This is a genomic window from Streptomyces scabichelini, assembly GCF_011045015.1.
Taxonomy (GTDB): domain Bacteria; phylum Actinomycetota; class Actinomycetes; order Streptomycetales; family Streptomycetaceae; genus Streptomyces; species Streptomyces scabichelini.
Genome location: NZ_JAAKZY010000086.1, coordinates 1 through 13269 on the forward strand (window position 1 = coordinate 1; position 13269 = coordinate 13269).

Consider the following 13269-nt stretch of genomic DNA (forward strand, 5'->3'; position numbering starts at 1 on the left):
GTGGGGTCCGGGGCGGAGCCCGAGGGATGGGAATGGGTAGGGGCGGCGGGGGCGAGATCAGGCCGGTGCCTTCCGCGCCACGGCGAAAAGGCGGCGGAACGGGAGGATCGTGCCGTACGGCGCCGACGGGTACGCCGCGCGGAGCAGGTCGCGGTACTCGGTGATGAAGGCCTCCCGAGCGTCCGGGTCGGTCGACAGAGCCGTGAGGACGGGGCGGAGCGCCGTGCCCTTGGCCCAGTCGAGGACGGGGTCCGGGCCCTGGAGGAGCTGCATGTACGTCGTCTCCCAGACGTCCGCCTCGCAGCCGAGACGGGTGAGGCGGTCGAGGTAGACGGCGGGCGCGTGCACCGAGTCCTCGCGGCGGAGGACACCGCCGAGTCGGCCCTTCCAGCGGGCCGAGGTGGCGAGTTCGCGCAGCAGGGAGTGCAGAGGCGCGTCGATGTTGTGCGGGACCTGAAAGGCGAAGGCACCGCCGGGCGCCACCGCATCGAGCCAGCCCGGGAACGAGTCCAAGTGCCCCGGCACCCACTGGAGCGCCGCATTCGAGACGATCAGGTCGTACGTCTCCGGGGGCGCCCAGCTCGTAAGGTCCGCGTGGGTGAAGTCGAGGCGGCCACCGCCGGCCGTGGCGCCCGCGTACGCCTCGGCCCTGGCGAGCATCTCCGGGGAGTTGTCGTACCCGGTGATGCGCGCGGCCGGCCAGCGCTCGGCCAACTGGGTCGTGACGTTGCCGGGCCCGCAACCCAGGTCGGCGATGCGGCCCGGGTCCGCGGGCAGGGCCGGGACGCGGGCGAGGAGATCGGCGAAGGGGCGGGCGCGGTGTTCGGCGTGGCGCAGATACTGACCCGGGTCCCAGGTGGGAGAGGCGGTGGACAACGGATGAGCCTCCTTGAATCAACCGAAAGCGATCGAAAGATCGAAAGCGACCGAAAGCGCCGAGCTGGATCTATAGCCTCACACCCTCACACCCTCACACCCCAAATATCTTGACGTCAAGAGACTTCACATCGACACAACCACTACACTGATCGCCATGGAGGACGAGGTCGATCGGCTGGTCGCAGCGTGGCGCCGGGAGCGCCCTGACCTCGACGTGGAGCCACTGGAAGTGCTCAGCCGGGTGAGCAGACTGGCCCGGCACCTGGACCGCGCACGCCGCCTGGCGTTCTCGGAACACAGTCTGGAGCCCTGGGAGTTCGACGTCCTGACGGCGCTGAGACGTGCGGGCGCCCCGTATCAGCTCTCCCCCGGCCAGCTGCTCACGCAGACCCTGGTGACGTCGGGCACCATGACGAACCGTATCGACCGGCTGGCCAAGAAGGGCCTGGTGGAGCGCCTCCCCGACCCCAGCGACCGCCGCGGCGTGCTGGTGCGGCTGACGGACGAGGGGCGTGACCGCGCGGACCAGGCGCTCGCCGGACTCCTCGACCAGGAGCGGGCGATCCTGGCGGAGCTCAGCAGCGCCCAGCGCGGTGAACTGGCCGGGCTGCTACGCCAGTTGACCGCCCCGTTCGACAACATCCCCGGCTAGGTCGACGGGTCCGACCCCGGCCCGGCGGGCGAGCGCCACGGCGGCGAGGGTCGAGTGGACGCCCAGCTTCCCCAGCACGTTCTGCATATGCGTACGGACGGTGTGCGGGGACAGGAACAGGCGCTCGGCGACGGCCTTGCGCCCCAGGCCCGCGACCATGCACCGCAGCACCTCGCGCTCACGCGGCGTGAGGGACTCGACGAGCCGCTCGCTCTCCGTGCGGTGCTTGCGGGCGGCGGTCAGCTCACGCAGCACGCCCGTGAGCAGGGCGGGCGGGAGATGCGTCTCGTCCCGCAGTACGCCTCGGATGACCGTCAGCAGCCGGGACAGCGAACAGTCCTTGGCGACCCACCCCGACGCCCCCGCCTGCAGGGCGAGCGCAGCGCGGCGCGGGTCGTCCTTCTCGGCGAGGACGACGGTACGGACACTTGGATGGCCCGAACGGACACCGACGACCAGAGAGATGCCGTCGACCAGGCCTTCTTCGTTGTTGTCGTGCACGGGTACGGCCGGGCGGACGCCCGGCACATTGCCGCCCAGATCGGCGTCGACGAGCAGCACGTCGAATCTGCGGCCTTCCGCCGCCGCCCGCTCCAGGCAGCGCAGCGCGGCGGGACCGCTGCCGGCTGCGGAGACGTCGACGTCGGGCTCGGCGGCAAGAGCTGCGGCGAGCGACTCGGCGAAAATGCGGTGGTCGTCGACGACCAGGACACGGATGCGAACCACTGAAACCCCCACTGGTCGGGGGACGACCGACGCAGGCACGGCGCCCGGAGTGTTCCGGGGCCCCGAGGACCCCGGGACGGGGTGCCGCAGCCACACGGCCGCCGCCGTGCTGGAACTGCTACCCCCACTCCGGGCGTCGTACCCGACTGTCTCGCCCCCTGAGCAGCACCGGCCCCCACCGGTGCTGCTCATCAGGGTAAGGCCGGGCGGCAGGAGCGGAAGGTACTTTGCAGAACTGATTGTCCAGCGCGTCTATGGTGAGGCCTATGTTTCGGATCGAGACAGGAGTCGACAAGGAGTTCAACCAGTTGCTGCGGGCTCGGCTCCGGGACGCCGACACGGCGGCCTCTCCCGTGCTCCGTTCCCTGCGCGGAACGCCTGGAGAACGGGAAGTTCCGCTCCATCTCTGGGCGCTGGACGAGCGGGATGCTCTGGCGGGCGGCCTCGTCGGGCACACGTGGGCGACCTGGCTCCATGTCACGTACCTGTGGGTCGACGAACCCCACCGTGGCACGGGCCTCGGCTCCCACCTCCTGTCCCGAGCCGAACATCTGGCCCACACGGAACGCGACTGCCGCCGCTCCCGCCTGGAGACGTGGGACTTCCAGGCTCCCGAGTTCTACAAGAAGCGGGGCTATGAGGTGGTGTGCGTGATCCCCGACTATCCGCCGGGGATCACGGAGTACACGCTGACGAAGAACCTCAGCTGAGGCGCCGTGCGCCTGCCGCCGGGATCGCCGCGAAGGCCCGCGGAGCCGTGAACCCCGCCGCCGCGAACGCCTCCTCCACCGCCTTGGTGATCGTGTCCACGTCCGCGGCCTCCGCCAGCACGATCGCCGAGCCGCCGAAGCCGCCGCCCGTCATCCTGGCCCCCACCGCGCCCGCCCCGAGCGCCGTGTCGACGACCAGGTCCAGCTCCGGACAGGAGATGCGGAAGTCGTCCCTGAGGGACATGTGCCCCTCGTTCAGCACGGGGCCGATCGCCCGCGGGTCGCCCGCCCTCAGCAGCGACACGACCCGCTCCACCCGGTGGTTCTCCGTCACGATGTGGCGAACCAGGCGGCGTACCTCCTCCTCGTCGCCCAACCGCTCCAGCGCCGCGTCCAGGTCCTCGTACGCGACGTCCCGCAGGGCGCTGACGCCCAGCAGTTCCGCTCCCCGCTCGCAGCCCGCCCGCCGCTTGCCGTACTCGCCGTCGCTGTGCGCGTGCTTGACGCGCGTGTCGACGACCAGCAGTCGCATGCCCTCGGCCGCCAGGTCGAAGGGGATCTGCCGCTGGGAGAGGTCGCGGGTGTCGAGGAACAGGGCGTGGCCGTCCTCGCAGCAGGCCGAAGCGGTCTGGTCCATGATCCCGGTGGGCGCGCCGACGTACACGTTCTCGGCGCGCTGGCACAGGAGGGCCAACTGCGGGCGCTCGATGCCGAGTCCGTACAGCTCGTCGAGGGCCAGGGCCGTGACGACCTCCAGGGCCGCCGATGAGGACAGGCCCGCGCCCGTCGGAACCGTCGAGGCCACGTGAATGTCCGCGCCTGTCACCGCGTGGCCCGCCTCGCGCAGCGCCCACACCACGCCGGCCGGGTACGCCGTCCAGTTCTGGTCGGAGCGCGGGGTGAGCGCGTCGACGCGCAGTTCGACGACGCTGTCCTCGGCGCCGCCCTCGACGTCCGCCGAGTGCAGCCGCAGCAGGCCGTCCGTGCGGCGCGACACCGCCGCGACCGTGGTGTGCGGCAGCGCGAAGGGCATCACGAAGCCGTCGTTGTAGTCGGTGTGCTCACCGATCAGGTTGACCCGCCCCGGTGCCGCCCAGACACCCTCGGGGGCGCGCCCGTACAGCTCCTCGAACCGCTCGGCGACACTCACGAACCACTCTCCCTGTTGTTCTGCGCGGCGGACTGCGCGACGTTCTGCGCGAACGTCCACGCGTCCGCCACGATCCCCGCGAGGTCCGCGCGGGACGGGTTCCAGCCGAGCCGCTCGTGGGCGGTCTTCGCCGAGGCGACCAGCACCGCCGGGTCACCGCTGCGGCGCGGAGCGGCCACCTCCGGGACCGGGTGCCCGGTCACCTGACGCACCGTCTCGATGACCTCGCGGACCGAGAAGCCGTTGCCGTTGCCGAGGTTGCAGATCAGGTGCTCGCCGGCCTTGGCGGCCGTGAGGGCCAGCAGGTGGGCCTCCGCCAGATCCGCGACGTGGATGTAGTCGCGGACGCAGGTGCCGTCCGGCGTCGGATAGTCGTCGCCGTAGACGGAGATGGCCTCGCGCCTGCCCTGGGCGACCTGGAGGACGAGAGGGATGAGGTGCGACTCGGGGTCGTGCCGCTCGCCGCAACTGCCGTACGCACCCGCCACGTTGAAGTAGCGCAGCGACACCGCGCCCAGACCGTGCGCGGCCGCCTCACCGGTGATCATGTGGTCGACGGCCAGCTTCGAGGCGCCGTACGGATTCGTCGGTGACGTCGGCGCGGACTCGACGATCGGGGTCTCCTCCGGCTCGCCGTACGTGGCGGCGGTGGAGGAGAAGACAAGCTTGCGGACGCCCGTGGACCGCATGGCCTCCAGCAGGGCCATCGTGCCGCCGACGTTGTTCTCCCAGTACTTCTCCGGCTTCACCACCGACTCGCCGACCTGCGAGAACGCGGCGAAGTGCAGCACGGCGTCGAAGGAGGAGTCCAGCCATTTGGCGGCGTCGCGGATGTCGCCCTCGATGAAGGAAGCCCCGGCGGGCACGCCCTCGCGGAAGCCCGTGGAGAGGTTGTCGAGGACGACGACCTCGTGGCCCGCCTCCAGCAGATGCTGTGCGACCACGCTGCCGACATAGCCCGCACCGCCGGTGACCAGGTACTTCCCACTCATGAACTCGCTACCTCTCGCAATCGCTGGGCCGCGGTCTCCGGCGGCACGTCGTTGATGAACACGTTCATGCCGGATTCGGAACCCGCGAGAAACTTCAGCTTGCCGGAAGTGCGGCGAATGGTGAAAAGCTCCAGGTGGAGCGCGAAGTCGTCACGGCTGACGGCCGCGTCCGAATCGAATTCCTCCAGCGAGCCGAACGGCGCCTGATGCCAGGCGGAGATGTACGGCGTCGGAGGCTCACCCTCGCCGAAAATCCGGTCGAAGCGCCTCAAGAGTTCCAGATAGACCTTGGGGAATTCTGTGCGCGCGTCCTCATCCAGGCCCAGCAGGTCGGGCACCCGCCGCTTCGGGTAGAGGTGCACCTCGTACGGCCAGTGCGCCGCGTACGGCACGAAGGCCACCCAGTGTTCGGCGTCCAGCACGATCCGGTCGCCGTCGGCCAGTTCACCGGCGACCACGTCGTCGAAGAGGTTCCCCCCGCCCGTCGCCTCCTTGTGCGCGGCAACCGACCGCAGCATCAGGGCCGTACGAGGGGTGGTGAACGGGTAAGCGTAGATCTGGCCGTGCGGATGCCCGAGCGTCACGCCGATCTCGGCGCCGCGGTTCTCGAAGCAGAAGACCTGCTCGACGGAGGGCAGATGGGACAGCTCGGCGGTGCGGTCGGTCCAGGCCTCCAGGACCAGACCCGCCTGCTCCTCGGTGAGGTCGGCGAAGGACGCGTCGTGGTCGGAGGTGAAGCAGACCACCTCGCAGCGGCCCGAGTCCCCGGCGAGCGAGGGGAAGCGGTTCTCGAAGACGGCGACGTCGTACGAGGATTCCGGTATCTCGCTCAGCCGGTCACCCTCCGAAGGACACAAGGGGCATTCGTTCGCCGGCGGGTGGTAGGTGCGGCCCTGGCGGTGCGAGGCGATCGCGACCGAGTCGCCGAGCAGCGGGTCGCGGCGCACCTCCGACGTGGTGACGGTCGGGTCGAGCGGTCGCCGGTCCACCGCGTCGCGGACCGCGTCGTCACGCGCGTCGTAGTAGATGAGCTCACGACCGTCGGCCAGCCGGGTCGAGGTCTTCTTCACTGTCGCGCTCCCTCAGGCACACCCATCAAACAGAACTGAACACAACAAACCACAAGTACCCACGCCAGTCAACATCACAATCAAACAAAGATCCCCAACATGACTGTTCAGTTCTTAAAGCTGGAGGCGTAACTTCCGCTTTGATCAGTTCACGCAACGAAGCGAGTTCCTATGCAGACCCCCACAGATCTGCCCCCCACATATCTGGCACAAGAACTCCGACTCCCCACCAACTGGCTCGACTACACGATCCTCGCCATCTACTTCGTCGTCGTCCTGGGCATCGGTTTCGCCGCCCGCCGCTCGGTGAAGACCAGCCTCGACTTCTTCCTCTCCGGGCGCTCCCTGCCCGCCTGGGTCACCGGTCTCGCGTTCGTCGCGGCCAACCTGGGCGCCACCGAGATCCTGGGCATGGCAGCGAACGGCGCGCAGTACGGCGCGTACACCGTGCACTGGTACTGGGTCGGCGCCATCCCCGCCATGGTCTTCCTCGGCCTGGTGATGATGCCCTTCTACTACGGGTCGAAGGTGCGCTCCGTGCCGGAGTTCCTGCTCATGCGCTTCGACAAGGGTGCGCATCTGCTGAGTTCGGTCCTCTTCGCCTTCGCCGCGATCCTCATCGCGGGGGTCAACCTCTACGCCCTCGCGATCGTCGTGGAGGCGCTGCTCGGCTGGCCGGAGTGGGTGGCCATCGTCGTCGCCGGCTTCTTCGTCCTCGCGTACATCACCGTCGGCGGCCTGTCCTCGGCGATCTACAACGAGGTGCTGCAGTTCTTCGTCATCCTCGCCGCGCTCATACCCCTCACCCTCCTCGGCCTGAAGAAGGTCGGCGGCTGGGACGGCCTCACCGACTCGCTGACCGAGAGCCACGGCGCCGACTTCGTCACGGCGTGGGGCGGTACGGGCATCGGCAACGACAATCCGCTGGGCGCGAACTGGCTGACCATCGTCCTCGGCCTCGGCTTCGTCCTCTCCTTCGGCTACTGGACGACCAACTTCGCCGAGGTGCAGCGTGCCCTGTCGGCGAAGAACCTCAGCGCGGGCAAGCGGACGCCGCTGATCGCAGCGTTCCCGAAGATCTTCATCGTCTTCGTCGTGATGACCCCGGGCCTGATCGCCGCCGCGCTCGTCCCGAACATCGGCACACCCGACTCGGACCTCACCTACAACGACGCGATCCCCTACCTGATGGAGCAGTTGCTGCCGAACGGCGTGCTCGGGATCGCGGTGACCGGTCTGCTGGCGGCGTTCATGGCGGGCATGGCGGCCAACATCTCCTCCTTCAACACGGTCTTCACCTCGGACATCTGGGGGAAGTACGTGGTCAAGGGCCGCGAGGACGCGTACTACCTGAACTTCGGGCGGCTGATCACCGCGATCGGTGTGCTGGCCTCGATCGGCACCGCGTTCCTGGCGTCGTCGTTCTCCAACATCATGAGCTACCTGCAGACGCTCTTCTCCTTCTTCAACGTGCCGATGTTCGTGGTCTTCATCATCGGTCTGTTCTGGAAGCGGGCGTCCATGAAGTCCGGGTTCTGGGGTCTGCTCGTGGGCACCACCGCCGCGATGATCAACTACTTCGTGATCTACAAGCAGGGCGTCATCGACATCCCCTCCGACCAGGGCGCCAACTTCGTCTCGGCGATCGCCGGTTTCATCGCCGGCGCGGTGGTGATGGTCGCCGTCTCGCTCTTCACGGCCCCGAAGCCGGAAGCCGAGCTCCAGGGCCTGGTGTACGGCACCCGCTCCCCCGGCATGGACGAGCCCCCGGCCGCGGGCGACGAGGCCTGGTACCGCAAGCCGGCCCTGCTGGGCTGGGGAGCGATCGTCCTGGCCGCGGTCTGCTACGTCCCCTTCTCCTTCTGAACCAGCGCTGAACCAGCGGAGCTGAGGCACCGACATGAGCGACTACGAGTACCAGCACGAGGTCGAGGAACTGGAGCGGAAGTCCGCGACCGCCGCCCGCCTCTTCGACATCCGCCGCATCATCGGCGGCCTGTTCGTGATCTACGGGATCATCGTCACGATCGCCGGCTTCACGGTCTCCGACGCCGACCTGGACAAGGCGGAGGGCGTCAACATCAACCTCTGGACGGGCCTGGGCATGCTCGCCCTCGGCCTGTTCTTCCTGATCTGGCTGAGGCTGAACCCCACTCCGCCCCCGCCGGACATACCCACGCCTGACGAGACGGAGCAGCGACGCGAAACGGAGTGACAAGCGTCTCCTGGGCCGGAGTTCACTCCGGCCCAGGTGACGTCTCCGCAGAAGGGGGCGACAAGGGACCCGCCCGGTCCAGGAGTCCCGTCCGCGCGGCCAGCGCCGCCGCCTCGAGCCTCGATCCCACGCCCAGCTTCATCAGGACCCGCTGTACGTGCGTACGGGCCGTGCTCGGGGCGATTCCCATTCCGGCCGCGATCAGGCGGGTGTCCTCGCCGTCCGCGACCCGGACCAGGACCTCGACCTCCCTCGGCGTCAGCATCTGCAGGAGACGCTGCCCCTCGTCGTCCGGCTGGGCGGCCGGGTTGAGGAGTTCGCTGAAGGCGCCCTGCAGAAGCTGCGGGGCCACGGCCGCCTCTCCCGCGCGGGCCTTCATGATGGCGCGCTCCACGCCCTCGATGCGCTCGTCGTGCCGTACGTAGCCCGAGGCGCCCGCCGCGAAGGCGGCCGCGATTCCGCGCGGGTTCGGCACCGGGCCGAGGACGAGTACCGCCACCTGCGGACGGTCCCGCTTGATCTTCACCACCGGGTCGAAGATGCCCGGTTCGGCGGGTGTCGCCGTGCCGATCAGGCACACCTCCGGTGCCCTTGTGATCACCAGCTCCGCAGCCCCCGCGGCGGGCGCCGCCGCGGCGAGAACGCGGTGCCCGCGCAACTTCAGGGCCGAGGCCAATGCCTCGGCGAGCAGACGGTGGTCGTCGACCACCATGAGCCGCACTCCCATCGAGCCCAACCCCCCAGTTCCCCCCAAGGTCCCCAACTGGTTCCCCATGGATAGGAGCCCCCCGGCTCTCCATCCCCGGAAGCTACACGCTTGTTCGACGTTGCGCTTCCCCTACCGGTGAGAAGTGCCCCGGATTGCCGAAATTCCTCTCATTCGGGAGCGAGGGAGGATAAGAGCAAAGCCCCGCCCCTGAGCAGGGACGGGGCCTTGATCCGCGTACGGACGCAAAACTCGGCGTACGACTGGAAACGGCCGCCTCTTGAGAGGCGTACGCCCTACTGCGCGCCGAATCCGATCGCCGAGTAGTTCTCCCGGTCCAAGGACGAAGACGGCTTGCTGATCAGGTCCTCGGCCATGAAGAGACGGCCGCTCGTGTAGAGCATCTCGGACGACTTCGGCACCATGCTGCTGATCGCGTTGCGGACATCCTCGGAGGCCGGGGTCTCCAGGAGCTTGGTCTGCTTGAAGCTGCCGCCGTCGATCGAGACGACCTGGGAACCCTTGTCGTAGGGGCCCTGCTTGTACGCGATGATGTTGCCGCCGTCCATCCGGATCGGGAACAGCTCGTAGCCGTCACCGGCGTCGGCGCGGTCGCCCGTCGTCTTGCCGGTGGCCAGCGAGAAGGAAATGATCTCGTTGGTCTGCTTGAACTCCTCGGTGCCGTCGTGCTGCTTGGTCGGCACGTACAGCTTGTCGTTGCCGACGGTGATCCCCTTGCAGTCGTGGACGTTGCCGACGCCGCAGTCGTGCCCGTACGTGTCGTCCGGCATCGCGATCTTGATACGGAGCTTGCCGCCCTCGTCAAGGGAGAAGATGTCCGAGGTGCCGGTCAGGGTGGGGTCGTCGCTGTCGGAGTCCACGCCGAAGACGACCGGCTTGGAGGAGATCACCTTGGCGTTGTCGATGCCCGTGGGGAGCTTGTACGTCCACTTGACGCTGCCGTCCTTGGGGTTGAGCAGCTGGACCTCGTACTTCTCTGCGCCGTACTCCCCGCACTTGCGCACGGCGACCAGTTGCTCGCCGCCGCGGTAGCCGATGTCCTCGCACGCTTCGACCTTCGGCTGCCACAGGATCTTGCCGGTCGTGAGGTCGAGGCCCGCGCCGCCGTCGAGGCCGGCGCCCAGCGCGACCGTGGTGCCGGTGATGCTGGCTTCCTTGAAGGCGGCGTTCTCGGAGCCGCCGCTGGTGACGGACTCGGTCCAGAGCTTTTCGCCGGTGTTCAGGTTGAAGGCCGTGACCTTGGTGCACTTCGGGTACTTGTTGGTCTTGGTGCGCTTGGCCTCCTCGGCGACCACCACGGCCACGCCGTCCTTGGTGACCTCGGGTGAGCCCGCGCAGGTCTGGCCCGTGAGCGGCATGGTCCAGGACTTCGCGCCGGTGTCCGGGTTGTAGCCGATGACCTCGTTGACGCCCGCCTTGGCGTACACCTTGTCCGTCAGCCAAGAGCCCGCGACGCTCCAGACGTCGTCCTTGGGCACCTCGGCCGCGGGTACCTGGAAGAGCACCTTGGCGGTGGTGTTGGACGGCACCTTCTCCGAGCCGCCTCCGCCGGGGGCGTCCTCACCCTTGTCGTCCTGGCCGCCGGTGCCGCCGGACGAGCCGGAGGCGTCGTTCTTCTTCTCGTCGCTGCCGGTCGAGGACGAGTACCAGACGCCGCCTCCGACGATGAGGCCGATCGCCAGGACGGCCGCGACGATGATGAGCAGCTGGGCGTTGAACTTCCGCCCGCCGCCCGGCGCCTGCGGCTGGAGCGGCATCGTCGACGGCTGCGGGTAGCCGTACTGCGGCTGCTGGCCCGGGTAGCCGTAGCCGGGCTGGCCCGGGGGCTGCGTCTGCGGCGGCTGGGGTGCCTGGGGGTAGCCGTACGGCTGCGGCGGGGCCGTCGGCGGCGGGGTCCCCGGCGCCTGCGGGTAGCCGTACGCCGGGTTCGGCGGGGTGCCCTGCGGCGGGGTCGGCGCTCCGAAACCACCCGGCGGCGGGCTCTGCGGAGCCCCGAAGCCACCGGGAGGCGGACTCTGCGGAGCCCCGAATCCACCCGGAGGCGGGTCCTGGGGTGCGCCCTGACCGCCTTCCTGCGGCGGCTGGTTGGGCGGCGGGGGCGGCGGCTGGCTCATGACGGGTTACCTCGGAAAGCTCGGAGAAGAAGGGTCGGGCGGAGCGGGACGACGAGTCCAGGGTGGTGACGTGGCCGGGTCACTTTCCGAAGGCCAGCATCAGCTTTTCCTGCGACTCGTCATTGCCCGTCAGCCGGGTCGTGGAGATGTAGAAGCGCCCGTCCACGTAGTCCACGGCCTTCGAGTAGAAGCCGCTCTCGATGTCCGCGGTGCCCTGCGGGTTCTGGAGGAGCTTCTTCGGCGTGTAGGAGCCGCCCGTCGTCGGGATGGACACGATCCGGCCGCCCGCGTCGTACGACGGCTGGACGTACGCGACGAGATTCGTGCCGTCCATCTTCAGCGGCAGCATGGTCTCGTCCGCGGGGGACTTGGTGCGCCACTTCTCCTTGCCGGTCCCCAGGTTGATCGCGACGATCTCGTTGGCGCCGGTCTTCGCCTCGGTCGGCAGGTAGAGGGTGTCCGCGTCGACCACGACGCCCTGACAGCCCTGCAAGTCACGCTGCAAGATGGCCCAGCCGCACTCCGGCGCGAAGGACTCGTCGACGTCGACCTGCGAGCGGACCGTGGCACTGCCGTCCTGCAGCGTGGAGATGTTCCACTGCTTCTTGTCCTCGTTGGTGAGATAGAGGACGACGGGATCGACGGAGTACGCACGCGCGACCTTCCAGCCCTTGGGGATCTTCTTGGTCCACTTGGCCTTGCCGGTCGCCGGGTCGAGCTCCTGCACCTCGTCGTGCTCGTTGTCGCTGCCGGTCGCGCAGGACGAGACGGCGAGCAGCTTGGTGCCGCCCGCGAACGCGGTCGGGAAGCAGGCCGAGCCGTACTTCTTCTTCTCCCACATCTGGTCGCCGGTCGTCACGTCGTACCCGACCCCCGACTGCCCGCGCCCGGCCAGCAACGTCTTGCCGCTGATGGTCAGTCCGAGCTGAAGCGTGTCGTCGAAGAGGTCGCCGTCCGCGACCTCCGCCGTCCAGCCCTTCTCGCCGGTGTTGAGGTCGATCTCCACCAGCTGATTGCAGCCGGCCGTGCCTTTGGTGCCCTCCTTGTACGCGACGACGACCTTGTCGTTGTCCGTCTTCTGCGGAGTGACCGCGCAGATCTCCTGCGGGAACGTGATCGCGGGCCAAGTCGGCTTGCCGTCACTGACGTTGTACGCGAAGACCTGCTTGTACGCGGCTTTCACCGCGGCCTTGTCGGTGACCCACATACCGGGGGCGTCGGCACCCGAACCGGGCGCGTCAGGGCCCTCCTTGTACCAGAGCACCTTCGACTCGCCCGCCTGGCGGCCCGCGTTGAGGTCCTCGGTGCCCTTGCCGTCGCCGCCGTCACCGTCGCCGGGATTGATCGGGTCGCCGCCAGGAGTGGGATTGGTGTCCTTGCTCTTCTTGGCGACGGGCTTCTTGCCGTCGTCCCCGCCGGAGACCGCCCACACGGTGCCGGCGATGACGAGCGCGGCGGCCAGCGCGGCCCCGACGATGATCGCGGGCTTGCCCTTGAAGGGGTTGCGGGAGCCGCCGCCCGGCGGGGTGCCGGGCGGGCCGGGGAACTGGGGCTGCTGCGGATACCCGTAGCCGGGCTGACCGTAGGGGCCGGGCTGCTGAGGCTGTCCGTAGGGGCCGGGCTGGGCGTACGGCCCTGGCTGCTGGGCGTAGGGGCCGGGCTGCTGGGTGTACGGACCCGGCTGCTGGCCGTACGGGCCGGGCTGCTGGGGGTAGCCGTAACCGGGCCCCTGCGCGGGCGGGGTCCCCGGGGCGCCGCCCTGCGGCGGTGTCTGTGGCGCGCCCTGCGGAGGCGGTGGAGCCTGCGGCGGCTGCGCGGGCGGCGGAGGCGTTCCCTGACCCGGGTTCTGCTGCCCCGGATCCTGTGGAGCTCCGAACCCGCCCTGTGGCGGCTGGCTGGGCGGCTGAGACATCAGCGCGTTCCCCCTTCATCACTGATTTTTAGCCACGCCTAGAAGTACGTAGTGAACACGGAGTTGTACTCAGCGTCGTACTCAGACAGTTCTCAGACGGCCCTTTCTATCACCATGCGGTG

At 69.0% G+C, this 13269-nt stretch carries 12 protein-coding genes; 4 read left to right on the plus strand and 8 right to left on the minus strand.

The annotated features are described in order from the left end of the window. Positions 1-57 precede the first annotated feature (57 nt). A complete protein-coding gene (locus tag G5C60_RS25505; protein WP_165263242.1) occupies positions 58-876 on the minus strand; it encodes a trans-aconitate 2-methyltransferase in 819 nt (272 codons plus the stop codon). 157 nt (positions 877-1033) lie between these two features. On the opposite strand from G5C60_RS25505, the gene tamR reads away from it, so the two are divergent. Continuing rightward, positions 1034-1531 (plus strand): MarR family transcriptional regulator TamR, encoded by a 498-nt coding sequence (gene tamR, locus G5C60_RS25510; protein WP_165263243.1) that lies wholly within the window; start codon positions 1034-1036, stop codon positions 1529-1531. Here tamR and G5C60_RS25515 read toward each other — a convergent pair. Then, positions 1490-2257: a LuxR C-terminal-related transcriptional regulator gene (locus tag G5C60_RS25515; protein WP_165263244.1), complete on the minus strand. Its 768-nt coding sequence runs from the start codon at positions 2255-2257 to the stop codon at positions 1490-1492. The two genes, tamR and G5C60_RS25515, sit on opposite strands and share 42 nt — an antisense overlap. A 266-nt stretch (positions 2258-2523) precedes the next feature. Here G5C60_RS25515 and G5C60_RS25520 point away from each other — a divergent pair, with 266 nt between their 5' ends. Beyond that, complete coding sequence (locus tag G5C60_RS25520) at positions 2524-2967, plus strand: GNAT family N-acetyltransferase (protein ID WP_165263245.1); 444 nt, start codon at positions 2524-2526, stop codon at positions 2965-2967. Here G5C60_RS25520 and galK read toward each other — a convergent pair. From galK to galT, 3 genes are read right to left on the minus strand one after another with little or no spacing between them, the layout of a single operon-like run. Beyond that, positions 2960-4117 (minus strand): galactokinase, encoded by a 1158-nt coding sequence (gene galK / locus G5C60_RS25525; RefSeq protein WP_165263246.1) that lies wholly within the window; start codon positions 4115-4117, stop codon positions 2960-2962. The genes G5C60_RS25520 and galK overlap by 8 nt on opposite strands. After that, on the minus strand, positions 4114-5109 hold the full coding sequence (gene galE, locus G5C60_RS25530; RefSeq protein ID WP_165263247.1) for a UDP-glucose 4-epimerase GalE: 996 nt from the start codon (positions 5107-5109) through the stop codon (positions 4114-4116). The genes galK and galE overlap by 4 nt, the downstream gene beginning before the upstream one ends. Continuing rightward, positions 5106-6179, minus strand: coding sequence for a galactose-1-phosphate uridylyltransferase (galT, locus tag G5C60_RS25535; RefSeq protein ID WP_165263248.1), 1074 nt, complete (start codon positions 6177-6179; stop codon positions 5106-5108). Before galT ends, galE begins: the two co-directional genes overlap by 4 nt. Before the next feature lie 171 nt (positions 6180-6350). Between galT and G5C60_RS25540 the strand changes: the two genes are divergently transcribed. Then, positions 6351-8045 (plus strand): sodium:solute symporter family protein, encoded by a 1695-nt coding sequence (locus G5C60_RS25540; protein WP_165263249.1) that lies wholly within the window; start codon positions 6351-6353, stop codon positions 8043-8045. Positions 8046-8079: 34 nt separating this feature from the next. Continuing rightward, entirely contained in the window at positions 8080-8394 is a 315-nt protein-coding gene (locus tag G5C60_RS25545) for a hypothetical protein (RefSeq protein WP_165263250.1), read from the plus strand. A 22-nt stretch (positions 8395-8416) separates the two neighbouring features. Here the strand turns inward: G5C60_RS25545 and G5C60_RS25550 are convergent, their stop codons facing one another. The 3 genes from G5C60_RS25550 to G5C60_RS25560 form a co-directional block, all read right to left on the minus strand. Further along, the gene (locus G5C60_RS25550; RefSeq protein WP_165263251.1) at positions 8417-9121 is read right to left on the minus strand and encodes a helix-turn-helix transcriptional regulator; all 705 of its coding nucleotides are present in this window, start codon (positions 9119-9121) and stop codon (positions 8417-8419) included. A gap of 275 nt (positions 9122-9396) precedes the next feature. Beyond that, complete coding sequence (locus tag G5C60_RS25555; RefSeq protein ID WP_165263252.1) at positions 9397-11235, minus strand: outer membrane protein assembly factor BamB family protein; 1839 nt, start codon at positions 11233-11235, stop codon at positions 9397-9399. Positions 11236-11314: 79 nt separating this feature from the next. Then, positions 11315-13147, minus strand: coding sequence for an outer membrane protein assembly factor BamB family protein (locus tag G5C60_RS25560; RefSeq protein ID WP_165263253.1), 1833 nt, complete (start codon positions 13145-13147; stop codon positions 11315-11317). Between the last annotated feature and the right edge of the window lie 122 nt (positions 13148-13269).

What these genes read in the sequence shown, in the direction of transcription:
- tamR (WP_165263243.1), top strand. Translation starts at nt 1,034, where the DNA reads ATGGAGGACGAGGTCGATCGGCTGGTCGCAGCGTGGCGCCGGGAGCGC.
- G5C60_RS25520 (WP_165263245.1), top strand. Translation starts at nt 2,524, where the DNA reads ATGTTTCGGATCGAGACAGGAGTCGACAAGGAGTTCAACCAGTTGCTG.
- galE (WP_165263247.1), bottom strand. Translation starts at nt 5,109, where the DNA reads ATGAGTGGGAAGTACCTGGTCACCGGCGGTGCGGGCTATGTCGGCAGC.
- G5C60_RS25540 (WP_165263249.1), top strand. Translation starts at nt 6,351, where the DNA reads ATGCAGACCCCCACAGATCTGCCCCCCACATATCTGGCACAAGAACTC.
- G5C60_RS25545 (WP_165263250.1), top strand. Translation starts at nt 8,080, where the DNA reads ATGAGCGACTACGAGTACCAGCACGAGGTCGAGGAACTGGAGCGGAAG.
- G5C60_RS25550 (WP_165263251.1), bottom strand. Translation starts at nt 9,121, where the DNA reads ATGGGAGTGCGGCTCATGGTGGTCGACGACCACCGTCTGCTCGCCGAG.
- G5C60_RS25555 (WP_165263252.1), bottom strand. Translation starts at nt 11,235, where the DNA reads ATGAGCCAGCCGCCGCCCCCGCCGCCCAACCAGCCGCCGCAGGAAGGC.
- G5C60_RS25560 (WP_165263253.1), bottom strand. Translation starts at nt 13,147, where the DNA reads ATGTCTCAGCCGCCCAGCCAGCCGCCACAGGGCGGGTTCGGAGCTCCA.